Below are 24,110 nucleotides of genomic sequence, written 5' to 3'. Positions count from 1 at the left end.
CAAGGCCGGGGTGTACGCCGGCAGTACCGGGAGGGCGCGTGCACCTGTCCCGGTAAGGGGACGTATCGGGGTTGTGGCAGCGTGAAGTGGTGGTGCGGGGTTCAGGATCCGGTGCTGTAGCGCTTGAGCATGAGGGCGACGGCTTCGTCCACGATCGCGGGATCAGTGGGGTTGGGCGGGACGAAGTCGGTCCGTACGAGTTGAGGCCACAGCAACTGGCTGCAGATCATGCCGAGGAACTGCTCGGCCACGACGCATGCGGACTGCGGCTGTCCGTCGGCCGAACGGAAGTCGAGTGTGCCGGCGTGTGCTTCGGCCTCCAGGTAGTCGCGGAGCCGGTCGAAGAAGGGTCCGCGGTCGATGGCGAAGCCGGTGCCGACGATGTCGGCGAGTTCCGGCATCTGGGGAAGCTCGGTGATGATGAGCCGGCACAGCGCCGCCGTGCCGGGCCGCGCGACCAAGCAGGCGTAATCGCGGCCGATGTGGTCCAGACCGAACCGGGGATCACCGGGCGGGGGCGGTGCGGCGTACTCCACGTCCAGCTGCCATTGCTCGGAGGTGACGGCCGCGAACAGCGCGGCCTTTGTGGGGTACCGCTTGAAGAGGGTGCCGGTGGAGACGCGGGCCTGCTTGGCGATCTGGGCGAGGGAGGTCTTGTCGTATCCCCGCGCGAGGAAGAGGTCGCGGGCGGCGCGGATGATGCGCGCGCGGTTCTCCTCTTTGATCTGCGCGTGATACCCGGCCTGGCACGTGTCGCCACCGGTTACCGCTCGGTCCTCCACCGACATACCTAACGTCCCTCGCCCGTCGCCCGGCCGCGTCCTCGCCGTCAGAGGACGGTCTGGCCTCCGTCCAGGATAAGGTCCTGGCCCACAGCGAAGGCGGAGACATCGGAGGCCAGGTACACGACGGCTTCCGCGACCTCCTCGGGCAGACCCATGCGGCCCAGCGGGATGCCGGCGCTGATCCCCTCCAGGACCGCCGCCTGGACCGCGGGGTCCTCGATCCCGAGCTTGGAGTAGAGCGGGGTGTCCACCGGGCCGGGGCTGACCGCGTTGAACCGGATGCCGTGCGACTTGAGCAGGTCCGCGTTCCACGACCGCATCAGGGAGCTGAGAGCCGCCTTCGTCGCGGCGTAGGCGTTCGCCTGCCCGTAGCCGCCGTGCACGCTGGCGGACGCGTTGAGGATGACCGAGGACGGGTTGGCCAGCACCGGCACCAGGGCCTGCGTCAGGAAGAAGACGCTCTTGACGTTGATGTCGAAGAGCCGGTCGTAGCTGTCCTCCGTGTGGTCCTCGAACGACCGCCAGTCCGAGACGCCGGCGTTCAGGAACGCCACGTCCAGCCCCCCGAAGTGCTCACCCACCTGCTTGGCCAGGCCGCGCTGCGCATCGAGATCGCGTGCGTCGGCCTGCACCACCGGCACCTTGTCCCCGAGGATCTGCCGCGCCCTGTCGATGCTGGCCGGGGTTACGCCCGTGACCAGCACGTCGGCCCCCTCCGCGATGAAACGCTGCGCGGTCGCCAGACCGATCCCGCTCGTGCCGCCGGTGATGAGGGCGCGCTTGCCCGCAAGACGAGTCATGTTCATTGTTCCTTGCCGAGTCGAAGGTGAGTCGATTGACTTATCTCTTTGAAGGTAGCTCCCGCGCTACCTCCATGGCAAGTTGGTCCACTTACCTTAAGGACCTGAAGCGGTCCGGCACTGCAGGAGAAGGTGGCCGGCACCGACTCAAGGACATGGCGCCGCCGTCTGCGACGAGCCAGCCGATGCTGGCTTTCCCAGCGCCGGGCGACCCCGCAAGGTGGTGGAGGTGAGGCGCCGCTGGGCGACCATGCGGGCACAGCAGTGGCGTCCACCGGCGAGGACCTGGCGCCGCGCGGTGTTCGCGTGAACACCGTCTCCCCGGGCGTCGTAGCCAGTCGGCTGTGGAGCGGACCTTGACGGTTTCGGCGGCAAGGTCGCCGCCACACTCGATGTCGGCCACGGCGACCAGCGCGCAGGCCTGCCCGGGCAGGCCTGCATCGCCTCGGGGCGCCTACGGCGCGCCCCTTACCTGATCGGGTGATAGCGCCACACCTGTTGCACGAGGTAGCGTCCTTCGTACTGCTGCTGAGCTGCACTGATCCTCACCGGATCACGCTGCACGACGGTTGCCCCCGCTAGAACACCACTACTCGAGGGCTGGATCGAGGCGACCCACACCGCACCGTCCGATGCTTTGATCCCGGCGGTGCGGGCTTCCTGCGTCATCCGCGCGCCTGCACGATCACGAGCGCCGTGCTCAGTGCGACTCGCGGCTCACCTCCGAGCCGCTGGAGCCGACGAGGAAGTCCAGGTCGGCGCCCGTGTCGGCTTGCAGGACGTGGTCGACGTAGAGGCGTTCCCAGCCGCGGCGGGGGCTGGCGAAACCGATGACGGTGGCCTTGTCGGGGGTGCGGCGGGCGAGTTCGTCGGCAGGTACCTCGACCTCGATACGGCGGGCTTCGACATCGAGGGCGATGACGTCCCCGGTGCGCACCAGCGCGAGCGGGCCGCCGGCCGCGGCCTCCGGGGCCACATGCAGGACGACGGTGCCGTAGGCGGTGCCGCTCATGCGGCCGTCGCAGACGCGGACCATGTCTCGGACACCCTGTTCGAGGAGCTTCTTCGGAAGCGGCATGTTCGAGACCTCTGGCATGCCGGGGTAGCCCTTGGGGCCGCAGCCGCGCAGGACCAGCACGCTGTCGGCGTCGACGTCGAGGTCCGGGTCGTCGATACGGGCGTGGAAGTCCTCGATCGAGTCGAACACGATCGCCCGGCCGCGGTGACGCAGCAGGTGCGGGGAGGCGGCGGCCGGTTTGACGAGGGCGCCGTCGGGGGCGAGGTTGCCACGCAGGACGGCGATTCCGCCCTCGGCGACGAGCGGTTGGGCCCGGGGGCGGATGACCTCCTCGTCCCAGATCGGGGCGTCGTCGAGGAAGTCGACCAGGGGGCTGCCGGTGACGGTCAGGGCGTCCGGGTCGAGCAGGTCGCGGACTTCGCGCAGGACGGCGAGCAGGCCGCCGGCGCGGTGGAAGTCCTCCATGAGGAAGCGGCCGGCCGGCTGGAGGTCGACGAGGACCGGTACGCGGGAGCCGATGCGGTCGAAGTCGTCGAGGGACAGGTCGACGCCGAGGCGGCCCGCGATGGCGAGGAGGTGGACGACCGCGTTGGTGGAGCCTCCGACGGCGGCGAGCGCGACGATCGCGTTGTGGAAGGACGCCTTGGTGAGGAAGGATCCGGGCCGCCGGTCGGCGCCCACCATGTCCACCGCCAGCCGGCCGGTGCGGTGCGCGGCCTCCAGAAGGCGGCTGTCGGGGGCGGGAGTTCCGGCCGTACCCGGCACGACCGTGCCCAAAGCCTCGGCCACCAGCGCCATCGTCGAGGCGGTGCCCATGGTGTTGCAGTGGCCCCGGCTGCGGATCATCGACGACTCGGAGCGGGTGAACTCGTCCTGGGAGAGGGTGCCGCCGCGGACCTCCTCGGACAGCCGCCACACATCGGTGCCGCAGCCCAGGGGCGTGCCTCGGAAGGTTCCGGTGAGCATGGGTCCGCCTGGCACGACGACTGCGGGCAGGTCCACCGAGGCGGCGGCCATCAGCAGCGACGGGATCGTCTTGTCGCAGCCGCCCAGCAGGACGACACCGTCGATGGGGTTGGCCCGGAGCATCTCCTCCGTGGCCATCGCGGCCATGTTGCGCCAGAGCATGGCGGTGGGCCGCACCTGGGTCTCCCCCAGCGACACCACGGGCAGGTCCAGCGGGATCCCGCCGGCCTCGTACACGCCGTTTCGGACGGAGGCCGCCACCTCGTTCAGATGGGCATTGCAGGGAGTCAGATCGGATGCGGTGTTGGCGATGGCGATCTGCGGGCGGCCCGTGAAGGCGTCGTCCGGAACGCCCCGCCGCATCCAGGCCCGGTGGATGTAGGCATTGCGGTCCTGGCCCTCGTACCACTGCGCGCTGCGGAGCGTCCCCATGGAGCCTCTTCCAATAGTCGGTACGGCGCTCTAGAGTCCGGAACATCATGAAGCGTACGCAGACGTACGAGGGTCCGACAGACCCCGGCGCGGACGGCCCGACCGGCGCCGACAGCAGCCGGCTGGTGGGGTCGGACCGGGTGCTCGCCGTACTCAAGGAGCTTGCCCGGTATCCCGAGGGCGTGGGTCTGGAGGAGTTGACCCAGGTGATCGGCAGTCCGAAGCCGACCGTGCACCGGGCGCTAGCGGCCCTGCGCCGGGCGGGTCTCGCCGGCCAGGACACCCGCGGCCACTACGCGCTCGGGGACGAGTTCCTGCGGATGGCCTTCGCCCACCACGAGGCCCGGCCCGACCATGTCCGCGTCCGCCCGGTCCTCGAGGCGCTGGCACAGCGGTTCGGCGAGACCGCGCACTACGCGGTCCTCGACGGCCGCGAGGTCGTCTACCGCGCCAAGGTCGATCCGCCCAGCGGTGCCGTCCGGCTCACCTCGACGGTGGGCGGCCGCAACCCCGCGCACGCCACCGGAGTCGGAAAGCTGCTGCTGGCCGGCCACTTGGAGACCCTGGAGGAGGTCGAGGCGTGGATCGGCGGCTCTGCCCTGGAGCGCCGCACCCCGCGGACCCTGTGCACCGCCGACGGCCTTCACCGGGAGCTGCAGACCATTCGTGAGCGGGGCTACTCCCTCGACGACCAGGAGAACGAGCCGGGTGTCAACTGCCTCGCCCTGCCCGTGTACGCGACGTCACCGAGGGCGCCGTCCGGGGCCGTCAGCGTCAGTGCGCTGACGTACCGGACACCGCTGAGCACCCTGGTCGAAGCGGCCGCCGAGATCCGTGCCCTGCTCGGCCCCCTCGGCGAGCCCCACCGCTGAAGACCGGCAGGACCGCCCCTCTCCCTCACCATCCCCCCGAACCCACCCTGGAGACCCAGCTCGTGTACCTCATGCGCATCGGCGCCGTCGGCGCCGAAAAGCCCGTCGCCCGCATCGACGACGAGACCTACGTAGACCTCTCGGACGTCGTCACGGACTTCGACGAGGCGTTCTTCGGCACCGGCGGCCTCGACCGCGTCCGCCCCGTCGTGACGGAGCGGGCGGCGGCCGGGCAGGTGTCCCGCTTCGCCGGGGAGCGCATCGGCGCCCCCGTCGCCCGCCCGCACCAGATCCTGTGCATCGGCCTCAACTACCGTGACCACGCGGCCGAGAGCGGCATGGCCGTGCCCGACGAGCCGATCCTGTTCACCAAGTCGCCCAACACTCTGATCGGCCCGAACGACGACGTACGGATCCCGCGCGGGTCCGCCAAAACCGACTGGGAGGTGGAGCTCGGCATCGTCATCGGCCGGCGCACCGGCTACCTGGACTCGGTCGAAGAGGCGCGCGAGGCCATCGCCGGCTATGTGGTCGTCAACGACGTCAGCGAGCGCGCCTTCCAGCTGGAGCGGGGCGGGCAGTGGGCCAAGGGCAAGTCCGCGGAGACGTTCAACCCGGCGGGCCCCTGGCTGGCCACCACCGACGAGATCGAGGACGTCCTCGCCCTCGACATGTGGCTGGACGTCAACGGGGTGCGCCGGCAGACCGGCAACACCAAGACGATGATCTTCGACCCGTACTTCGTCGTGCACTACCTGAGCCAGTTCCTGGTCCTGGAGCCCGGTGACCTGATCAATACCGGCACCCCGCCCGGCGTCGGCATGGGTCTCACCCCGCCCGTGTATCTCCAGCCGGGCGACGTGATGGAACTCGGCATCCAGCAACTGGGCGTACAGCGTCAGCACGTGCTCGCGCCCCGGTGAGCCGTCGCCTGATCCGCGCCTTCGTCCTGACCGGCCCGGGCGAGTACGCCGTGCAGGAGGTCGTGGCGCCGGTGGCCGGTCCCGGCGAAGTCGTCGTCGACGTCGAGCGGGTGGGCGTGTGCGGCACCGACGTGGAGTTCTTCACCGGCGCGATGGCCTATCTCCACCACGGCCACGCCGCCTACCCGATGCGGCTCGGTCATGAGTGGGCGGGGCGGGTGGCGGCGGTCGGCGACGGTGCCGACCCCGGCTGGCTCGGACGCCGCGTCATGGGCGACACCATGCTCGGCTGCGGTGCGTGCCGCCGTTGCCTGCGCGGCCATCAGCACGTGTGCGAGAAGCGGCAGGAGGTAGGCGTGCGCGGGGACCGGCCCGGCGCCCTGGCCGAGCAACTCGCCATTCCCGCCTCCTCGTTGCACGCCCTGCCCGACTCCGTCGACGCCGTGCTCGGCGCGCTGGTGGAGCCGGGCGGCAACGCCCTGCGCGCCGCACAGGCAGCCGCCCCGCATCCCGGGGACCGGGCGCTGGTCCTGGGACCGGGAACCATCGGGCTGCTGGCCGCGATGTTCCTCCGTACGACCGGTGCGGAGGTCCATCTCATGGGCAACACCGAGAGCTCCCTCGCCTTCGCCCGCGAGCTGGGCTTCGAGCACGTCTGGGCGGAGGACGCCCTGCCGGACCTGCCCTTCGACGCGGTCGTCGACGCCTCCAACGCCGCCCATCTTCCGGACAGAGCACTGGAGTTGGTCGAGCCGTCCGGCCGGGTCGTGTACATCGGGCTGGCCGGCGAACCCAGCAGGATCGACACCCGTACCCTCGCCCTCAAGGACGTCACCGCGGTGGGCATCCTGTCCGCCTCCCCCGGCCTCGACGCCGCCATCCGCGCCTACGCCACGGGCTCGGTCGACCCCAGGCCACTCGTCGCCGCCACCGTGACCCTCGACGAGGCAGGCCCCGTACTCGCCGGCGAGCGCCCGCCCGGTGCCGGCCCCGGCCCCAAGATCCATGTGGATCCCGGCTCGGGCTGAGGCATGGAACCCGGACAAGACCCCTGTCACAGCCCAAGTGGGCCGATACGCTGGAGAACGGCCATGAACCGGGGGCGGGGCTGGGGGCGGGGGCATGGATCCACGGATGCAGCTGTCGGTGGGCGGGTACGTCTGCGAACGCGAGCTGGGCCGGGGCGGGCAAGGGGTGGTGTGGCTCGCCCGGGACCGGGCGGGGCGGCAGGTCGTGGTGAAGTTCCTGCTGCCGGGCAAGGAGTACGACGAGGTCGCGCTCGCCCGCGTACGGCGGGAGTTCGGTGCGGCGAGCCGGGTCGGTGAGCTGGCCACGGCGCGGGTCCTCGATGCCGACCTGTCCGGGCGGAACCCGTACATCGTCAGCGAGTTCGTCCCGGGGCCCACGCTCCACCAGCATGTGGCCGCGGGCGGCCCACTGGCCGCCGGGCGGCTGCAGTCCGTGGCGCTGGCCGTCGCGCACGCGTTGGCGCAGGTGCACCGGGTGGGTGTCGTGCACCGGGACATCAAACCGTCCAACATCCTGCTCTCCCCGGACGGACCGCGGATCATCGACTTCGGTATCGCCCGCGACGACCGGCTGCTCGAGTCGGCGCTCACCACACCGGGCAGTGTGCTCGGCTCACCCGCGTACATGTCGCCGGAGCAGGTCAAGTCGCTCAGGGTCAGCGGCGCCACCGACGTGTTCTCCCTCGGCGGCACGTTGTACTTCGCCGCCACGGGACGGCATCCCTTCGAGGGGGAGAGCGACTACGAGGTGCTCGTCGCCGTGTGCGAGCGCGACGCGGATCTCGCGGCGGTGCCGGAGCCGGTCCGCTCGGTCATCGCCGACTGTCTGCGCAAGGACCCGGCGGAGCGGCCCACCGCCGCCCAGCTCGTCACCCGGCTCGCGGGGGCGGCGGAGGGGACGCAGAGTCCACAGGCGGAGTCGGGGATGCCTCAGTCACCTCTGCCGTCCGAACGCGGGAAGGACGGCTCCCGCCCCGGGAGGAGCGCCAAGCAGCTGCGGCTGTGGGGGTTCGCGGCCGGCAGTGCCGCTGCGGCCGTGCTGCTCGGCGTCGTGCTGAGCACCACCTCCTCGGGGGGAGCCCACGGCTCGGGCTCCCCGTCCTCGGCCGGGAGGCCGAAGAGCTCCGCGGGCTCCCAGCCCCTTTCGTACACAGATGACTTGACCGACTCGGGCGACTGGTCGCACAAGGACCCGACCCTGGCGAGGATCACGCACAAGGGCGGGACCATGCTGGTGGACCCCAGGACCGAGCTGGAGGTGTGGCCGCAGGCGCCCTTCGAGCCGTCGTCGTTCGCGGTACGGCTGAGCACCCAGGCGGAGTGGTACGGGGGCGAGGGCGGGGTCGGGCTGTGGTGCAACGGCTCGGGGGACTACCGGCAGGGCTCCCGCTGGGCGACCTATCTGACGACAGGTCAGGAGGCCCTGATCGTGCGGGAGTTCCGGTTCAAAGGGACCTTTCAGCATGACCGGGTCGTCGAGGCCGACCTCACGGACCTGGGTCTGAAGGTGGCGAGTCAGCAGCAGGTGGACATGTCGATGACCTGTTCCTCGGCCGGCGCGGGCCGGATCAAGGTCCAGCTCGCCGTCGACGGCACCCGGGTCGCCTCGTACACCGGAGCCGCCTTCGACGCGCGGGGCTGCGGTGTGGCCGCCTTCCACTACAGCGCGACCGATCCGCAGGGCACGGCCTTCCACGCGGGATTCGAGCGCTTCACCGCCGCCGAACTGTCGGGGCACTGACTGCCCCGGCCGCTCGATCGCCGGAGGGGCCGCCACCGAGCGGCTGATTCCTCGGGCCGCGCGGCGTGTCCGGGCCGGCGGGGCGGCCGGCCCGGAGCAGGGTGGGCGGCACTGTCGTCGTGGAGGAGGAACCGTGAAGCGTCGTGTCGCCGCCGTCCTGGCCATTGCCGTCGCCGGGCTGCTGCTGTTCGCGGTACCGGCCACGGCCCGGGACGGCCGTGCTGACGTCGAGAGCAACGACTGGAACATCCCGCTCACCAACATCGGCATCCTGTAGCGCCGAGTCCGCCCTCCCCCGCCCCCTGCCCCCCGGGGTTACGGATGCGTTCCGAACCCTTGACGCCGACCCCATGACTGCGTAGACATGACTACGCAGACATGACAGCGCAGTCAGTCCCACCGTCGGCCGGACTGCGAATGGCATCATTGAGCTCCGTCCAATGGCCACCGGGAGGCACCATGACGCGAGGGACAGGGCGGGGCGCAGGCTCCTCCGCGCCGCGCAGCGTGGACGTGGCCCGGCTCGCGGGTGTCTCGCAGAAGACGGTCTCCCGGGTCTTCAACGACGAGCCGTACGTCTCCGCCGACGTACGACGGCGGGTGCTCGACGCCGCCGAGCAGCTCGGCTACCGGCTCAACAACGCCGCCCGCGCGCTGGCCTCCGGGCGCACCCGCTCGATCGGCGTGGTGACGCTGGGAACGGCGCTGTACGGACCCGCCTCGCTGCTCATGGGTGTCGAGCGGGTCGTCCGGGACACCGGTTACGCCCTTCGCGTGGTCAACACGATGGAGGGCGACCCGGCGGGCGTCGCGGGTGCCATGGACTCGCTCCTCGATCAGGGCGTGGACGGCATCGTCATCTCCGAACCGATCGACGAGCAGGCCGAGGGCGGAGCACCCTCCCTCCGCCTGGACGTTCCGGTCCTCGTCATCGGTGCCCCGCCGCCCGTCACGGCGCCCACGGTGCTGACCGCGGGCAACGGCGCCGACCTGATGGCCCGGACCGCCACCGAACACCTGCTGGACCTCGGCCATATGACGGTCCATCACCTCGCCGGTCCGCAGCGGTGGTACGCCGCCCGGGACCGCCTGGAGGGATGGCAGGCGGCCCTGACCGCACAGGAGCGGGAGGTGCCCCCGGTCGTCGCGGGCGACTGGTCTGCCGCCTCCGGCTACCGGGCGGGACGGGAGCTGGCCGAGGACAGCGGCGTCACCGCTGTCTTCACCGCCAACGACGACATGGCGATCGGCCTGATCCGCGCGCTGACGGAGGCCGGCCGACGTGTGCCGGAGGACGTCAGCGTCGTCGGCTTCGACGACATCCCGGTCGCCGCCTATGTGACTCCGCCCCTGACCACGGTGCGGCAGCCGTTCGACGCCGTGGCCCAGGAAGGGCTCAAGCGCCTGGTGCATGCCATCGAGAACCCGAAGGCAGAGCCCTTGCCGCCGAGTGGCCCGCCGGTCGACCTCGTCGTCCGCGCCTCGACCGCGCCGCCGCCGAGCCGGAAGACCCCGGCCCGCGGGCGGCGCACCGCCTCCGGTGACGGCAGGACATCCAGTCCGCCTCTTGCGAACGGAGGCGCTACCACCCGCCACTGAACCCCTCCGCAAGCCGAGCCGACCACAGCCGCTGAACGGCGCGCGACCCCTGAACGAGCCGCTGTACTGATCGCGCACCGCTCCACGAGCGCCCCCGTCGGACCGGCGTCGCAGAGCCGCCCCTGACCTCAACGGGCCCGAGTCAAGCCGCGCAGGCCCAGAACGGCGGGGCAGGCGCCAGCAGCGACATGCTCGCGCTCGTCGTGACCGGCTCGCTGCTCTCGATCATCCCGCTCGTCGTGGCCTTCCTGATGCTCCAGCGGTACTGGCAGAGCGGCCTGGCCACCGGCGGCGTCAAGCAGTAGCCCTCCCCCGTCTCCCCCTTCCCCCCGGAGGTTTCCCTTCATGGCGGCTCTGCCTGCCCGCGTCCTGTTCGGTGCCGCGTACTACCACGAGTACCAGCCGTACGAACGCCCTGCCGAACGTCTCAAGACCGACCTCGACCTGATGGCCGACGCCCACGTCAGCGTCATCCGCGTCGGCGAGTCGGTCTGGTCGACCTGGGAGCCGGACAACGGCCGCTTCGACCTCGACTGGCTGCAACCGGTGCTGGACGGCGCCCACGAACGCGGCATCTCCGTCGTCCTCGGCACGCCGACATACGCGGTGCCGCCATGGCTGGCCCGCCAGTACCCGGAGATCACCGGCGAACGGCACACCGGCGAGCGCATCGGCTGGGGCGCCCGGCAGGAGGTGGACTTCACCCACCCGGCCTTCCGTTTCCACGCCGAGCGCGTGATCCGCCGTATCGTCGCCCGCTACGCCGACCACCCGGCGGTGATCGGCTTCCAGGTCGACAACGAGCCGGGCCTGGAGCTCTTCCACAACCACGGCGTCTTCCAGCGCTTCGTCGACCATCTGCGCGAGACGTACGGCGACGTGGAGACCCTCAACCGCGAGTGGGGACTGGTGTACTGGTCGCACCGGCTGTCCACGTGGGCGGACCTGTGGACCCCGGACGGCAACGCGCAGCCGCAGTACGACGTCGCCTGGCGCGCGTTCCAGGCCCGCCAGGTCACCGAGTTCATCGGCTGGCAGGCCGACATCGTGCGCGAGTACGCCCGCCCCGACCACTTCGTCACCACCTGTATCTCCTACACCCGCCCGGCGGTGGAGGACGACGAGCTGACCGACCGCCTCGACATCGCCTCCGGCAACCCGTACTACGACATGCAGGACGGCCTGCTGCTGCCCGACCCCACGCCCGACGGCCACGAGCAGCTCTGGAAGACCACCGGCGTGTGGGCGCTGTACCAGACCGCCGACTGGATGTTCTCCTCCCGCCAGGAGCCCTTCCTCGTCACCGAGACCAACGCCGGCTCCATCGGCTTCCCCTGGGACAACCGCCCTGCCTACGACGGCCAGTGGCGCCAGGCCGCCTGGGCACTCGTCGCGCGCGGCGCCCGCATGATCGAGTACTGGCACTGGCACACCCTGCACTTCGGTGCCGAGACCTACTGGGGCGGCATCCTCCCGCACACCGGCCGGCCCGGGCGGACGTACGCCGAACTCGCCCGGCTGGGCGGGGAGTTCGAGACCGCGGGCGCGCTCGTCGCCGGGCTCGAACCGGACGCCGACATCACGATGGTGTACTCGACGCCGAGCAAGTGGCTGATGCAGAAGTACCCGCCGCTGGCCAGGCCCGACGGTCAACCGGACCCGGCCGCCTATCACCGCATCTTCGACCCCTTCTACCGCGGCGCCTTCGACGCCGGCCGCCAGGTCCGCATCGTCCATGCCCGCCAGCTGCACGACCCGAGCGGAGAACGGGAGGGCATGACTCCGCTGGAGGCCGTCCAACGTCACCCCGTCCTCGTCGTCCCGGCGCTCTACCTCGCCCACGACGAGATGCTCGACTGGCTCGCGGACTACGCCCGCGCGGGCGGCCACCTGGTCCTCGGCCCACGCACCGGCTATGCCGACCATGAAGCCCGCGCCCGCACCGAACCGGCCCCCGGGCGTCTCACCGGCGTCGCGGGCGTCAGCTACGACGAGTTCAGCAACCTGGTACGGGACATACCCGTGCGGGCCGCTCCGGACAGCCCGCTCCACCTTCCCGAGGGCGCTACGGCGACGCAGTGGGCGGACGGCCTGACCGTCGCCGACGCCGACGTGCTCGTCGCCTACGACCACCCGCACTTCGGCCGCTGGCCCGCGGTCACCACCCGCCGCCACGGCGTCGGCCAGGTCACGTATGTCGGCACGGTGCCCGGTCGTGACCTCGCCCGGGCGCTGGCCGAGTGGCTGACGCCGTCGGCCCGCCACGGCTGGCGGGACCTGCCGACCCCGGTCACGGCGACGACCGGTACCTCGCCCGGCGGACGCCACGTCCACATCGTCCACAACTGGAGCTGGGAGCCCGCGAGCGTGCCCGCGCCGGCCAACCTCTCCGACGCCCTCGACGGCACAACCGTCCCTGCAGGCACGGCACTTGAGCTCGGCCCGTGGGACGTACGCGTTCTCGTCGCCACCGACATCAGCCCCACCCACCCGTGACCCACCCCCGAGGAGGGGCCATGCACAGAAGAAGACTCGCCAGAGCACTGGGAACCTTCACCGCGGCATCCGCGATGCTGGTGATACCCATGGCCAGTGCGCGGGCGTACAACCCGACGGGCGGGATCCTGTACCAGCTCGGGAACGAGCCGTGTCTGAAGGGGCGGGGCAACTGCGCGATCTACCCCAAGTCGGCGCAGCTGCCGAGCGGGCGCCTGGTCGCTTCGTTCGAGAAGTCCACGGTCGTGCCGACGACGGGCAGCCTCGCCGGCCAGTACCACTCCCACACGGCCGGTTCGGGGCCGCCCGCGTAGGCCGTCGCGACGCGGCCGACGGGAGTGATTCCCGTGTCGGCCCAGCCGCGCACGTCGCCGCTGTCGGGAGGTGACCGGAGTGGACGCTGATGTCGTTCGGCCAGCCGAATGAGGCATCCACGAGCGTGCCGAGCAGTCCGGCGTTGGTGACGGGCTGCGGTGGTCGCAGGGCGCCGGGCATCCGGGGCTGCAGGACCGAGCGGCCCTGCGGTCCCGGTCGGCGTACCAGCCCGCGAGCTGGTACCAGATCTGCGTGCTCTCCGCCCGGCTGCCCAGCCCGACCGCGCTCAGGGTCATGTCGAAGACCGCTCCGCCGTCGATGGCGGCCAGCCGCTCGCGCACCTCCTCCGGCGCGTTGTGCACCGGCTCCCCGGTCCCGTCGAAGGCTCCGCGCACCCCGCCGTCGACGAGTACGAGGGCGGACAGATCCCGGTACCCGGGGCTGCCGCCGAAGTCCCAGGCGGCGTAGGCCATGGCCGTGGTGGCGCCCCAGGAGTGGCCTCCGAGGACGACCCGGCGCCGGCCCCCGCAGGCCGCGGCACGCACGACGGTGCGCAGATCCGCCACGGTGCGGGCCAGACCCCAGCGTGCCGCGAAGCCCGCGTCGGCAGGGTCCAGCGACCGATAGTGGCCGTCCAGGTAGTACGCCGCCGGGTCCGCCGTGGCGAATCCGGCGCGGTCGGCCAGGTTCTCCTCACGCCGGTCGAACGCCCATATCTGCACTCCGGGCAGGGCGGCGACGAGGTCACGGGCGAGCAGCCGGAAGTCGTTCGCGGCCCCGAACATGCCCGGAACCAGCACCAGTACCGTGTGCGCCGTGTCGGGACCGACCTTCAGCACATGAACCCGGTCCGACCCGGCGGGCCCGCCCCCGGCACCCACGGCCAGCGGCACATACGGCTCCTGGCCCCCCTACGGCGGCGACAGCCGACAGGCTCGGCGAGGTCGCTGTCGCGAGGCCGCCGATGATCCCGCCGAGCACCGCCCTGCGCGGCAGACGTCCCGTCATGAGCCGCACCCGCCGACCCGCTTGCTGCTCAGCGCCACGTCGTCCATGTGCATGTCGTACGAGGAGGGAGTGGGGTCGGCCTGGTACAACTGCCAGCCCAGCTTGAGCTTGTCGAAGTGCGGGAAGACGAAGTCGTCCGCCGTGCCTCCGTGTTGCTTCGTCGACACCGTCAACTCGGGCTGCTCCGCGCCGTCCAGGTAGACGGTGACCCGGTTGTCGGTCGCGTCGAGGTGGAATTCGACGCACTGCCAGATCCCGGCGGGGGCGGGAGCGGAGGTCTTCCAGGCGGTCCAGTCCCCGGTGGGGCCCAGATCGGAGCCGACCCCCCAGAAGTTGCCTTTCGAGGTGGGAACGTACTGGCCGCCCAACGGCCTCACCAGCGTGGGGACATCGGAGCCGGAGGCCTCCGCCATGGTCCAGTGCGCCCAGTCGGGAGCCGTGGGGCGGCGGTCCACGCGCACCCGCAGCCGGGCCCAGAAGCTGTTGCCGGCGGGTGCGAGACCTGACAGTGCGAGGAAGGCGCGGCCGTTGCCTTCCGTGTGGAGCCGCAGTTCGTGTCCGTGGCCGGTGGCGCTGGGTTCGACGGTCAGCGAACCGTTGGAGGTGTCGGCGCTCCAGCCGCGGCCCGCGGTGACCGGCCCGAGGGGAAGACGGTCGAAGTTCTCCTTGAAGAGGGTCTTGTGCGGGGTGGGGGTGGCGGAGGCGGTGGGGGGTGTCGCGAGCAGCGCGGCCGATGCGGCCAGCAGCGCGGCTGCGATCTTCCTCATGCGTGTCATGGGCTCAGTGTGCAACACCCGTCACAGCAGTCACACAGGCCGGGGCTTACGAGAAGCGTAACGGCCAACGACCCGACAGCCGCGTGGAGTTGACGTATCAGCCCGACCGTCAGGACCGCTTCGGCCGCGCCCGCACATGCATCCGCTCCCCCTGCGGCCCGAACAGACTCAGGAACTCCACCGGCCCCTCGCCCGTCGACCCGAACCAGTGCGGCACCCGCGTGTCGAACTCGGCCGCCTCGCCCGCCGCCATGACGACGTCGTGCTCACCGAGCACCACCCGCAGCCGCCCGGACAGCACGTACAGCCACTCATAGCCCTCATGGGTGCGCGGTTCGGGCTCCTCGGTGCCCTGCGGCACCAGCACCTTGAAGGCCTGGAGGCCGCCGGGCTGCCGGGTGAGCGGCCAGAACGTGCGGCCGTGGCGCACCAAGGGCTTGCCGCGTACGCGCGGGTCCTCCGTCGCCGGCGCGCCGACCAGCTCGTCCAGCGGCACCTGGTGCGCCCGCGCGATCGGCAGCAGCAGTTCGAGGCTGGGCTTGCGCAGTCCGGACTCCAGCCGGGACAGCGTGCTGACCGAGATGCCGGTGGTCGCCGACAGCCCGGCGAGCGTGGCGCCCCGCTCCTTGCGGATCCGGCGCAGGCGGGGGCCGACCTCCGCGAGGACCTCGTCCGTGTCGTCGCCATTCATGGACGACATTGCAGTTTCGGCAAACAGGTTTGTCAACACGGCAGCGGCAGGGCGACCGTCGGGCGTGGAGGTGGTCACCCATGACCGAGAAGCTCAGCGAGCAGTACGAAGTGATCGTCGTCGGAGGGGGCGCGGCGGGGCTCTCCGCCGCCCTGGTCCTGGGCCGGGCCCGGCGCCGCACGCTCGTCGTCGACGCGGGCGAACCGCGCAACGCGCCCGCCGCCCATATGCACGGCTTTCTCTCCCGGGACGGCATGCCACCCACCGACTTCCTGGCGATCGGCCGGGAGGAGATCGCGCGGTACGGCGTGGAACTGGTCCGCGACCGGGCCGTGGACGTCACGAAGGGCGAGGAATTCACGGTCGTCCTGGCCGGCGGCCGGACCATGCGCGCACGGCGGCTCGTGATCGCCACGGGTCTGCGGGACGAGCTCCCGGCGGTGCCGGGCGTGGCCGAGCGCTTCGGCCGGGACGTGCTGCACTGCCCGTACTGCCACGGCTGGGAGGTCCGCGACCAGGCCTTCGGCGTGCTGGCCACGACCCCGCTGAGCGTCCACCAGGCCCTGATGGTGTCCCAGTGGTCGAAGGACGTGACGCTCTTCCTGCACTCCGTGGCCGAGGAGGAACTGTCGGACGACGATCTGCGCAGGCTCGCGGCGGCCGGGGTGAAGGTGGTGCCCGGCGAGGTCGCGGAGCTGGTGGTGGAGGACGACCGCCTCACCGGAGTACGCCTCGCGGACGGCACCGCGCAAGCACGTGAGGTGCTGTTCGTCGCGCCCCACGCAGTCCCACAGACCGGACTGCTGGAGCGGCTGGGGGCCGAACTCCAGGAGACCCCCTTCGGTGCCTATCCGGTGGTCGACTCGACCGGCCTCACCTCCGTGCCGGGCGTCTGGGCCGCCGGCAACGCAATGGGCTTCGCCGAGCAGGTCGTCAACGCGGCGGCAGGCGGCTACCGGGCGGGGGCAACGATCAACGGGGACCTGCTGATGAACGACCTGGATGCGGCGCCCTAAAGGGGCGCGGGGCTGTGTCGATATGCGGCTCCGCCGCGTGGGCGCGACCAGCCACTACGGGCCCGCAGACGACACACAACCTGTAGTCCCGGGTGTAAGCGGGCGGAACGCGTCGCACTATGGCTGCATGCTGCTAGCCCGCCTGGCCCAAGTCTCCCAGGAGGTCGCCGCCACCTCGGCGCGGTCCCGGAAGATCGCTCTGCTCGCCGAGCTGTTCCGGGACGCCGAGGCGGACGACGTGCCGATCGTGATCCCGTATCTGGCGGGACGGCTGCCTCAGGGGCGGCTCGGCGTCGGCTGGAAGGTGCTCAGCCGCCCGGTCGCCCCGGCGGCCGAACCCACTCTCACCGTGCGGGAGGTGGACGCTCTCCTCGGCGAGCTGAGCAAGGTCTCGGGTGCCGGCTCACAGGCCGAACGGGCCCGCCTGGTCGGGGAGTTGATGGGTGCGGCCACCGAGGACGAGCAGCGGTTCCTGCTCGGGCTGCTCACCGGCGAGGTGCGGCAGGGCGCTCTGGACGCCGTCGCCGTCGAGGGCCTGGCGCAAGCCACCGAGGCGCCGCCCGCGGACGTACGCCGGGCGGTGATGCTCGCGGGCTCCCTGCAGACGGTGGCGCAGGCGCTGCTCGCGGACGGGCCGGCGGCACTGGACCGCTTCCGGCTCACCGTAGGCCGCCCGGTCCTGCCGATGCTGGCGCACAGCGCCTCCTCGGTGGCCGAGGCGGTCGACAAGCTCGGTGCGTGTGCGGTCGAGGAGAAGCTGGACGGCATCCGGGTGCAGGTCCACCGGGACGGCGACAGCGTACGGATCTACACCCGCACCCTCGACGACATCACCGACCGACTGCCCGAACTCACCGCCGCCGCAATGGAGTTGAAGGGCCGCCGGTTCATCCTGGACGGCGAGGTGATCTCCTTCGGCAAGGACGGGCGGCCCCGGTCCTTCCAGGAGACGGCCGGGCGCGTCGGCTCGCGCGTGGACGTGGCGACGGCCGCCGAGACGGTCCCCGTCTCCCCCGTCTTCTTCGACGCGCTGTCCGTCGACGACCGCGACCTGCTCGACCTGCCCTTCGCCGAGCGGCACGCCGAGCTGGCCCGGCTGGTCCCCGAGCCGATGCGGGTCCGGCGTGCCTTGGTGTCCGGTCCGCAGGACGTCTCCGAGGCGGAGCGCTTCCTCGCCGCAACGTTGGAGCGCGGCCACGAGGGCGTCGTCGTGAAGGGCCTCGATGCCGCCTACAGCGCGGGCCGGCGCGGCGCGTCCTGGCTGAAGGTCAAGCCCGTGCACACGCTCGACCTGGTGGTGCTGGCCGCCGAGTGGGGCCACGGCCGGCGCACCGGCAAGCTCTCCAACCTCCACCTCGGAGCCCGCAATCCCGACGGCTCCTTCGCCATGCTCGGCAAAACCTTCAAGGGCATGACCGACGCGATGCTCACCTGGCAGACCGAACGCCTCCAGGAGCTGGCCACGGACACCAACGGCTACGTGGTGACCGTACGCCCCGAACTCGTCGTCGAGATCGCCTACGACGGCCTGCAGAGGTCCACCCGCTACCCGGCCGGCGTCACCCTCCGCTTCGCCCGCGTGGTCCGCTACCGCGAGGACAAGCGCCCGCAGGAGGCGGACACGGTCGAGACACTGCTCGCCGCGCAACCGGAGGTGAAGCCATGAGCGGCAGGCGCAGCGCCGGCCTGCTGTTGTTCCGGCACACCGGTGGCGGCCTGGAGGTCCTGCTCGGCCACATGGGCGGCCCGTTCTTCGCCAAGCGCGACGCCGGCGCGTGGACCGTCCCGAAGGGCGAGTACGAGCCCGAGGAGGAGACGGCCTGGGACGCCGCACGCCGCGAGTTCCAGGAGGAGCTCGGGCTTGAGCCGCCCGACGGCGAGGCGGTGGCGCTGGGCGAGGTCCGGCAGACGGGCGGCAAGACCGTCACCGCCTGGGCGGTCGAGGCCGATCTCGACCCGGCGACGATCGAGCCCGGCACGTTCCGCATGGAGTGGCCGCCGAGGTCCGGGCAGACCCAGGAGTTCCCCGAGCTGGACCGGGTGGAGTGGTTCGGGCTCGACCGCGCCCGGGATGTGATCGTCAAGGCGCAGACTGCGTTTCTCGACCGGCTGGCGGAGCACTCGGACGACTCGAAGTAACCGCACAGCCGCCCACGCGTTGCGGTCACCGGCAGCGCGCGGGAAGGTCGAACCAAGCCCGCCCCCAGGAGGTCAGCCATGCCCATCGCGACGGTGAACCCGGCGAACGGCGAGACGCTCAAGACGTACGAGGCCATGGGCGAGGAGGAGCTCGAGCGCCGGCTCCAGCTCGCGGAGGCGACGTTCCGCACGTACCGGACGACGCCCTTCGCCGAACGCGCCCGCCTCATGAACAGGGCCGCCGCTCTCCTCGACGAGATCCAGCAGGACATCGGCCGCGTCATGACCACCGAGATGGGCAAGCCGATCAAGCAGGCGCGTGCGGAGGCCGCCAAGTGCGCCAAGGCGATGCGCTGGTACGCCGACCACGCGGAGGAACTCCTCGCGGACGAGGAGCCGTCGGAGTTCGACGTGAAGGACTCGGGCGCCTCCCGCGTCCTGGTCCGCTACCGGCCGCTCGGCCCCGTCCTTGCCGTGATGCCGTGGAACTTCCCGCTGTGGCAGGTCATCCGGTTCGCGGCGCCCGCGCTGATGGCGGGCAACGTGGGCCTGCTCAAGCACGCCTCGAACGTCCCGCAGACCGCGCTCTTCCTGGAGGACCTGTTCCACCAGGCGGGCTACCCGGAAGGCTGCTTCCAGACCCTGCTGATCGGCTCCGGTGCCGTCGACGACATCCTTCGCGACGAACGCGTCAAGGCGGCCACCCTCACCGGCAGCGAGCCCGCCGGACGGGCGGTCGCGTCCACCGCCGGGGACATGGTCAAGAAGACGGTCCTCGAGCTGGGCGGCAGCGACCCGTACGTCGTCATGCCGTCCGCCGACCTCGACCGGGCCGCGCAGATCGCGGTCACCGCCCGTGTCCAGAACAACGGGCAGTCGTGCATCGCCGCCAAGCGGTTCATCGTGCACACGGACGTCTACGACGCCTTCGCCGAACGCTTCGTCGAGGGCATGAAGGCGCTCAAGGTCGGTGACCCGATGGAGGAGGACACGGACGTCGGGCCGCTGTCGAGCGAGCAGGGGCGTGACGACCTGGAGGACCTCGTCGACGACGCGCGGCGGAGCGGGGCGGAGGTGCTGTGCGGCGGCCATCGGCTGCGCCGGCCCGAGCTGCCCGGCTGGTACTACCCGCCGACCGTGCTCACCGGGATCACCCGTGAGATGCGCATCCACCGCGAGGAAGCCTTCGGGCCCGTCGCCACGCTGTATCGCGCGTCCGGTCTCGACGAGGCCGTGCTCATCGCCAACGATTCGCCGTTCGGGCTGAGTTCGAACGTGTGGACGCGGGACGAGGCGGAGGTGGACCGCTTCGTACGAGATCTTGAGGCGGGCGCCGTGTACGTCAACGGGATGACGGCCTCCCACCCGGCGTTCCCGTTCGGCGGGGTCAAGCGGTCCGGTTACGGGCGTGAGCTGTCCGGGCACGGAATCCGGGAGTTCTGCAACATCACGACGGTTTGGCACGGTGCGTGAGGGCTGCGCGGCTAACATCCCGGTTGTGAACCGCGAAGTGACTCTGCCTCTGATCGTCGATGACCGCGGGACCTTGCAGGTGGCTGCGGCCGATGTGAGCAAGTTGTTGCGGACGGTGGGTGGACGGTGGCTGCACCTTGTCGAGGCCGGGGAGGCGGGGCTCGACGAGGACACGGTGGCTGCGTTGACCATTGAGCTGGCCAAGTTGGCCGACCGTATTGATGTTGCGTGTATTGCTCATAGCAGCGGGACTGCGCCGTAGGGGTTGTTGTCCGGTGCCGGGTGCGGGTTCGTTGTGGCTTGTCGCGCCCACGCGGCGGAGCCGCAAATAGATACAGCCTCGCGCCCCTGTTAGGCCAGTTGCAGCAACGTCGACCAGAACAGTGACTCGTAGCTCTGGAGCAGGCGGCCGTAGCCGTGTGCTCGGTCCTCGTTCAGGAAGTTTGCGTCCAGGCCCGCCTGAACGGCCGCCGTCGCCCTCCGGTCCAGCTCGGGGGCCGGTTCGGCGAAGAAGTCGAAGAACGCGCAGGCCTCGTCCATGAAGTCGTAGTGGACGCGCAGGGACTCGGCGATGGAGGCGCAATAGCCGCCCCACGCCGAGAAGTTGGCGGTGATGGCCAGGACCGCGTCGGTCGGGGTGGCGTTGAGGGCGAGCCAGGCGACGTACGACGGGTAGGCCTGGCAGCCCGGTAGCGGCTCGTAGGCGCTCGTCCTCGCCTCGTCGATGCCGCAGGCTTGCGCGAAGGGCTGCAGCCGTTCGGCTGCCAGCGCCTCGCCGTCGGCGAGCATCTCGAAGAACGCGGCGGCCTCCGGTTCCTCCGTGGCGCGTTGGGCCAGATGGAGGAACGCAAGGCGGTCCGCCGGGATCACCCAGCGCTGTTCCAGCGCCAGCGTGGCGAGTGTGTCGCGGGAGGCGTCGCCCCGGGCGATGAGGGGGACAAGGGGGTTGGCCTGCGGATCCGGGGCGAGCTTCGCAGTGGTCGTCTCCAGCAGTTCCGTGGCCGTACGCGTCATTGCGTCCTCCATGGGATCGGATGCGGGGCTCCTGCTTCGACCTTCGCACGGGGTCCCCGATACGGAGTAGTCCGGCGCGAGATCGTCGCCTCGGCGGGTGATCGTGGGTGAACCACCCCCAGAGGTGAACCCTTTTCGACCCGGGGGCCGAAAGCCTTCCGGACGGCGAAAGCAGGACGGTTCATGGCGACTTTGTGCAGACCCTCGGTGTCCGTCCCAGAGCACGTGATCACGATGGAGGAGACGCTGGAGCTTGCCCGCTCCCGCCACGCCGACCATCCACAGCTGCCGCTGGCCCTCCGGCTGATCGAGAACACCGGCGTTCGCACCCGGCACATCGTGCAGCCGATCGAAGAGACGCTGAAGCATCCCGGTTTCGAGGAGCGCAACAAGGTCTACCAGGCCGAGGCGAAGGCCCGGGTCCCCGCCGTCATACAGCGCGCGCTGGACGACGCGGAGCTCCTCACCAAGGACATCGACGTGATCATCTACGTGTCGTGCACGGGCTTCATGATGCCCTCGCTCACGGCCTGGCTGATCAACGAGATGGGCTTCGACAGCACCACCCGCCAGATACCCATAGCCCAGCTCGGTTGTGCGGCGGGCGGAGCCGCGATCAACCGGGCGCACGACTTCTGCTCCGCCTACCCCGACGCCAATGCGCTGATCGTGGCCTGCGAGTTCTGCTCGCTGTGCTACCAGCCCACCGACCTGGGCGTCGGGTCCCTGCTCTCCAACGGTCTGTTCGGCGACGGGATCGCGGCCGCGGTGGTGCGCGGACAGGGCGGCGAGGGCGTCGAGCTGGTGCGCAACGGCTCGTACCTGATCCCCAAGACCGAGGAGTGGATCATGTACGACGTCCGGGCCACCGGGTTCCACTTCCTGCTGGACAAACGGGTGCCGGGCACGATGGAGCCGCTCGCGCCGGCGCTGCAGGAGCTGGCAGGTCTGCACGGCTGGGACGCCTCCGACCTGGACTTCTACATCATCCACGCCGGCGGTCCGCGCATCCTCGACGACCTCAGCAAGTTTCTGCAGGTCGACCCGCACGCGTTCCGCTTCAGCCGGGCCACGCTCACCGAGTACGGCAACATCGCCAGCGCCGTCGTCCTCGACGCGCTGCGCCGGATGTTCGACGAGGGCGGAGCGAAGCACCGGGCGCGCGGGCTGCTGGCCGGGTTCGGCCCCGGCATCACCGCGGAGATGGCGCTGGGCCACTGGCACAGCCCCGACGACAGGACGGCATGAGTACGGCATGACTGAAGAAACCCTCACCGAGACCCTCCCCCCGATCCGGCACTGGCCGGCCCTCGACCTGACCGGCGTCGACTTCGACCCGGTGCTGACCGAGCTGATGCGTGAGGGCCCCGTCACCCGCATCCAGCTGCCCAACGGCGAGGGCTGGGCCTGGCTGGTCACGCGCCACGACGACGTCCGCATGGTGACCAACGACCCCCGCTTCAGCCGTGAGGCGGTCATGGACCAGCCGGTCACCCGGCTCGCCCCGCACTTCATCCCGCAGCGCGGCGCGGTCGGTTTCCTCGATCCGCCGGACCACACCCGGCTGCGCCGCTCGGTGGCCGCCGCGTTCACGGCGAAGGGTGTGGAGCGGGTGCGCGACCGGTCCCGGCGGCTGCTGGACGAACTGGTCGACGAGCTGTTGCAGGACGGCCCGCCGGCGGACCTGACCGCGACCGTGCTCAGCCCCTTCCCCATCGCGGTGATCTGCGAGCTGATGGGCGTCCCGGCCGCCGACCGGCACGGCATGCACACCTGGACCCAGCTGATCCTGTCCTCCTCGCACGGCGCGAAGGTCAGCGAGAAGGCCAAGAACGAGATGGGCGCCTACTTCGCCGATCTCATCGGGCTCCGGGAGGGCAGCTCGGGCGAGGACGTGGCGTCCCTGCTCGGTGCCGCCGTCGGCCAGGGCGAGATCACCCTGGAGGAGGCCGTGGGCCTCGCCGTGCTCCTGCAGATCGGCGGCGAGGCGGTCACCAACAACAGCGGGCAGATGTTCTACCTCCTGCTGACCCGCCGGGACCTGGCCGAGCGGCTGCGTGCGGAGCCGGAGATCCGGCCCCAGGCCATCGACGAACTGCTGCGCTACATCCCGCACCGCAATGCGGTCGGTCTCTCGCGCATCGCGATGCAGGACGTGGAGATCAGAGGCGTACGGATCCGCGCGGGCGACCCGGTCTACGTCTCCTACCTGGCCGCCAACCGCGACCCGGACGTCTTCCCCGACCCGGAGACGATCGACTTCACCCGCGCCCCGAACCCCCATGTCTCGTTCGGTTTCGGCCCGCACTTCTGCCCCGGCAACATGCTCGCGAGGCTGGAGTCCGAGCTGCTGGTGGACGCTCTGCTGGACCGGGTGCCGGGCCTGAAGCTCGCCGTACCGCCCGGCCAAGTGCCGTTCAAGAAGGGGGCGTTGATCCGCGGTCCCGAAGCACTGCCGGTCACATGGTGAGCAGCCGGTGACGGCGACGGAGGGCCTGCTGGTACCGCCGGGCCACGGCCGGGTCGTGGAGACCCCGGCCCAGCGCGTGACGTTCAAGGTGACCGGCACGCACTCGCGCACGGCGTCCACCTTCGAGGTGGAGGTACCGCCCGGCTTCGACGTGGGCGCCCATGTGCACACGCGCAGCGAGGAGCTGTTCTACGTGCTCGAAGGCGAACTGGACGTCCTCGCCTTCGAGCCGCGGGTACGGACCCCCGACAACTGGCAGCGCTGGGAGTCGGGTTCGGGCAGCCGCGTGGTCCGGGCAACCCCCGGCACGGTCATCGTCGTACCCCCGGGCTGCCCGCACGCGTTCGCCAACCCGACGGACACCGCGGCGAAGATGTTCTTCCAGGCGTCCCCGCCCCCGGACCACGAGCGCTACTTCGAGGAGCTGCTGGAGATCCTGGGGTCGGGGGGACCGCCGGATCACCGGGCCATCGAAGAACTGCGCAGACGCTACGACATCGAGCAGCTGACGCCCCTGCGACACCGCTGAGCGCCCCGGGGCTCCGGTC

The 24,110-nt window shown here is 71.0% G+C and carries 21 protein-coding genes and 3 pseudogenes; 18 read left to right on the top strand and 6 right to left on the bottom strand.

Going from position 1 to position 24,110, the window contains the following annotated elements:
• Window positions 1-101 precede the first annotated feature (101 nt).
• The 3 genes from IH68_RS0103995 to IH68_RS0103985 form a co-directional block, all read right to left on the bottom strand.
• Window positions 102-788: a TetR/AcrR family transcriptional regulator gene (locus IH68_RS0103995; RefSeq protein ID WP_030928343.1), complete on the bottom strand. Its 687-nt coding sequence runs from the start codon at window positions 786-788 to the stop codon at window positions 102-104.
• A gap of 41 nt (window positions 789-829) precedes the next feature.
• A complete protein-coding gene (locus IH68_RS0103990) occupies window positions 830-1,585 on the bottom strand; it encodes an SDR family oxidoreductase (RefSeq protein ID WP_030928341.1) in 756 nt (251 codons plus the stop codon).
• Window positions 1,586-2,285: 700 nt separating this feature from the next.
• Window positions 2,286-4,001, bottom strand: coding sequence for an IlvD/Edd family dehydratase (locus IH68_RS0103985; protein ID WP_030928338.1), 1,716 nt, complete (start codon window positions 3,999-4,001; stop codon window positions 2,286-2,288).
• A 47-nt stretch (window positions 4,002-4,048) separates the two neighbouring features.
• On the opposite strand from IH68_RS0103985, the gene IH68_RS0103980 reads away from it, so the two are divergent.
• The 10 genes and pseudogenes from IH68_RS0103980 (at window position 4,049) to IH68_RS57780 (ending at window position 13,443) form a co-directional block, all read left to right on the top strand.
• Window positions 4,049-4,873 (top strand): IclR family transcriptional regulator, encoded by an 825-nt coding sequence (locus IH68_RS0103980; RefSeq protein ID WP_030928335.1) that lies wholly within the window; start codon window positions 4,049-4,051, stop codon window positions 4,871-4,873.
• 62 nt (window positions 4,874-4,935) lie between these two features.
• The gene (locus tag IH68_RS0103975; protein WP_030928333.1) at window positions 4,936-5,796 is read left to right on the top strand and encodes a fumarylacetoacetate hydrolase family protein; all 861 of its coding nucleotides are present in this window, start codon (window positions 4,936-4,938) and stop codon (window positions 5,794-5,796) included.
• The gene (locus IH68_RS0103970; protein WP_030928330.1) at window positions 5,793-6,824 is read left to right on the top strand and encodes a zinc-dependent alcohol dehydrogenase; all 1,032 of its coding nucleotides are present in this window, start codon (window positions 5,793-5,795) and stop codon (window positions 6,822-6,824) included. The genes IH68_RS0103975 and IH68_RS0103970 overlap by 4 nt, the downstream gene beginning before the upstream one ends.
• A gap of 106 nt (window positions 6,825-6,930) precedes the next feature.
• Window positions 6,931-8,565 (top strand): serine/threonine-protein kinase, encoded by a 1,635-nt coding sequence (locus IH68_RS51650; RefSeq protein WP_051833154.1) that lies wholly within the window; start codon window positions 6,931-6,933, stop codon window positions 8,563-8,565.
• A 133-nt stretch (window positions 8,566-8,698) separates the two neighbouring features.
• Complete coding sequence (locus tag IH68_RS56255) at window positions 8,699-8,842, top strand: hypothetical protein (RefSeq protein ID WP_159403639.1); 144 nt, start codon at window positions 8,699-8,701, stop codon at window positions 8,840-8,842.
• A gap of 182 nt (window positions 8,843-9,024) precedes the next feature.
• On the top strand, window positions 9,025-10,164 hold the full coding sequence (locus IH68_RS0103955) for a LacI family DNA-binding transcriptional regulator (RefSeq protein ID WP_078912303.1): 1,140 nt from the start codon (window positions 9,025-9,027) through the stop codon (window positions 10,162-10,164).
• Between the two features lie 140 nt (window positions 10,165-10,304).
• Window positions 10,305-10,469: pseudogene (locus IH68_RS52685) on the top strand (carbohydrate ABC transporter permease); the annotation flags it as partial.
• Between the two features lie 40 nt (window positions 10,470-10,509).
• On the top strand, window positions 10,510-12,660 hold the full coding sequence (locus IH68_RS0103945; protein WP_030928321.1) for a beta-galactosidase: 2,151 nt from the start codon (window positions 10,510-10,512) through the stop codon (window positions 12,658-12,660).
• Window positions 12,661-12,680: 20 nt separating this feature from the next.
• Window positions 12,681-12,935: pseudogene (locus tag IH68_RS0103940) on the top strand (hypothetical protein); the annotation flags it as partial.
• Between the two features lie 292 nt (window positions 12,936-13,227).
• Window positions 13,228-13,443 (top strand): hypothetical protein, encoded by a 216-nt coding sequence (locus IH68_RS57780; RefSeq protein ID WP_234341205.1) that lies wholly within the window; start codon window positions 13,228-13,230, stop codon window positions 13,441-13,443.
• A 536-nt stretch (window positions 13,444-13,979) separates the two neighbouring features.
• On the opposite strand, the gene IH68_RS0103935 is transcribed toward IH68_RS57780, so the two are convergent.
• Together IH68_RS0103935 and IH68_RS0103930 are read right to left on the bottom strand one after the other, a co-directional pair.
• Window positions 13,980-14,759: a hypothetical protein gene (locus IH68_RS0103935; RefSeq protein ID WP_030928315.1), complete on the bottom strand. Its 780-nt coding sequence runs from the start codon at window positions 14,757-14,759 to the stop codon at window positions 13,980-13,982.
• 109 nt (window positions 14,760-14,868) lie between these two features.
• Window positions 14,869-15,450 (bottom strand): helix-turn-helix domain-containing protein, encoded by a 582-nt coding sequence (locus IH68_RS0103930; protein WP_199931835.1) that lies wholly within the window; start codon window positions 15,448-15,450, stop codon window positions 14,869-14,871.
• 80 nt (window positions 15,451-15,530) lie between these two features.
• Between IH68_RS0103930 and IH68_RS0103925 the strand changes: the two genes are divergently transcribed.
• The 5 genes from IH68_RS0103925 to IH68_RS0103905 all read left to right on the top strand — a co-directional run bounded on the left by IH68_RS0103925 (window position 15,531) and on the right by IH68_RS0103905 (window position 20,340).
• Complete coding sequence (locus IH68_RS0103925; protein ID WP_030928308.1) at window positions 15,531-16,466, top strand: NAD(P)/FAD-dependent oxidoreductase; 936 nt, start codon at window positions 15,531-15,533, stop codon at window positions 16,464-16,466.
• A gap of 127 nt (window positions 16,467-16,593) precedes the next feature.
• A complete protein-coding gene (locus IH68_RS0103920) occupies window positions 16,594-18,132 on the top strand; it encodes an ATP-dependent DNA ligase (protein ID WP_030928304.1) in 1,539 nt (512 codons plus the stop codon).
• Window positions 18,129-18,605, top strand: a complete 477-nt coding sequence (locus IH68_RS0103915) for an NUDIX domain-containing protein (protein WP_030928301.1) — start codon at window positions 18,129-18,131, stop codon at window positions 18,603-18,605. Before IH68_RS0103920 ends, IH68_RS0103915 begins: the two co-directional genes overlap by 4 nt.
• A 78-nt stretch (window positions 18,606-18,683) precedes the next feature.
• On the top strand, window positions 18,684-20,078 hold the full coding sequence (locus IH68_RS0103910) for an NADP-dependent succinic semialdehyde dehydrogenase (protein ID WP_030928299.1): 1,395 nt from the start codon (window positions 18,684-18,686) through the stop codon (window positions 20,076-20,078).
• A gap of 25 nt (window positions 20,079-20,103) precedes the next feature.
• Window positions 20,104-20,340: a DUF6213 family protein gene (locus IH68_RS0103905; protein ID WP_030928297.1), complete on the top strand. Its 237-nt coding sequence runs from the start codon at window positions 20,104-20,106 to the stop codon at window positions 20,338-20,340.
• Between the two features lie 89 nt (window positions 20,341-20,429).
• On the opposite strand, the gene IH68_RS0103900 is transcribed toward IH68_RS0103905, so the two are convergent.
• Window positions 20,430-21,092: a transcriptional regulator gene (locus tag IH68_RS0103900; protein ID WP_030928295.1), complete on the bottom strand. Its 663-nt coding sequence runs from the start codon at window positions 21,090-21,092 to the stop codon at window positions 20,430-20,432.
• Between the two features lie 171 nt (window positions 21,093-21,263).
• Here IH68_RS0103900 and IH68_RS0103895 point away from each other — a divergent pair.
• The 3 genes and pseudogenes from IH68_RS0103895 to IH68_RS0103885 all read left to right on the top strand — a co-directional run.
• Window positions 21,264-22,340: pseudogene (locus IH68_RS0103895) on the top strand (type III polyketide synthase); the annotation flags it as partial.
• Between the two features lie 7 nt (window positions 22,341-22,347).
• Window positions 22,348-23,562 (top strand): cytochrome P450, encoded by a 1,215-nt coding sequence (locus tag IH68_RS0103890; RefSeq protein ID WP_030928282.1) that lies wholly within the window; start codon window positions 22,348-22,350, stop codon window positions 23,560-23,562.
• A 7-nt stretch (window positions 23,563-23,569) separates the two neighbouring features.
• Window positions 23,570-24,091, top strand: a complete 522-nt coding sequence (locus tag IH68_RS0103885; protein WP_030928281.1) for a cupin domain-containing protein — start codon at window positions 23,570-23,572, stop codon at window positions 24,089-24,091.
• Window positions 24,092-24,110 lie beyond the last annotated feature (19 nt).

The sequence above is a fragment of the Streptomyces sp. NRRL S-646 genome (assembly GCF_000720765.1).
GTDB lineage: Bacteria > Actinomycetota > Actinomycetes > Streptomycetales > Streptomycetaceae > Streptomyces.
The sequence above is the reverse complement of the archived record's forward strand: the minus strand, read 5'-3'. Positions and strand labels throughout refer to the sequence as shown.

Bases quoted from the DNA above. Each gene is read 5' to 3' on its own strand.
- IH68_RS0103930 (WP_199931835.1), bottom strand. From the start codon at position 15,450: ATGAATGGCGACGACACGGACGAGGTCCTCGCGGAGGTCGGCCCCCGC.
- IH68_RS0103935 (WP_030928315.1), bottom strand. From the start codon at position 14,759: ATGACACGCATGAGGAAGATCGCAGCCGCGCTGCTGGCCGCATCGGCC.
- IH68_RS0103990 (WP_030928341.1), bottom strand. From the start codon at position 1,585: ATGACTCGTCTTGCGGGCAAGCGCGCCCTCATCACCGGCGGCACGAGC.
- IH68_RS0103890 (WP_030928282.1), top strand. From the start codon at position 22,348: ATGACTGAAGAAACCCTCACCGAGACCCTCCCCCCGATCCGGCACTGG.
- IH68_RS0103995 (WP_030928343.1), bottom strand. From the start codon at position 788: ATGTCGGTGGAGGACCGAGCGGTAACCGGTGGCGACACGTGCCAGGCC.
- IH68_RS0103945 (WP_030928321.1), top strand. From the start codon at position 10,510: ATGGCGGCTCTGCCTGCCCGCGTCCTGTTCGGTGCCGCGTACTACCAC.
- IH68_RS0103985 (WP_030928338.1), bottom strand. From the start codon at position 4,001: ATGGGGACGCTCCGCAGCGCGCAGTGGTACGAGGGCCAGGACCGCAAT.
- IH68_RS0103955 (WP_078912303.1), top strand. From the start codon at position 9,025: ATGACGCGAGGGACAGGGCGGGGCGCAGGCTCCTCCGCGCCGCGCAGC.
- IH68_RS0103910 (WP_030928299.1), top strand. From the start codon at position 18,684: ATGCCCATCGCGACGGTGAACCCGGCGAACGGCGAGACGCTCAAGACG.
- IH68_RS0103920 (WP_030928304.1), top strand. From the start codon at position 16,594: ATGCTGCTAGCCCGCCTGGCCCAAGTCTCCCAGGAGGTCGCCGCCACC.
- IH68_RS0103980 (WP_030928335.1), top strand. From the start codon at position 4,049: ATGAAGCGTACGCAGACGTACGAGGGTCCGACAGACCCCGGCGCGGAC.
- IH68_RS51650 (WP_051833154.1), top strand. From the start codon at position 6,931: ATGCAGCTGTCGGTGGGCGGGTACGTCTGCGAACGCGAGCTGGGCCGG.
- IH68_RS0103900 (WP_030928295.1), bottom strand. From the start codon at position 21,092: ATGACGCGTACGGCCACGGAACTGCTGGAGACGACCACTGCGAAGCTC.
- IH68_RS0103915 (WP_030928301.1), top strand. From the start codon at position 18,129: ATGAGCGGCAGGCGCAGCGCCGGCCTGCTGTTGTTCCGGCACACCGGT.
- IH68_RS0103925 (WP_030928308.1), top strand. From the start codon at position 15,531: ATGACCGAGAAGCTCAGCGAGCAGTACGAAGTGATCGTCGTCGGAGGG.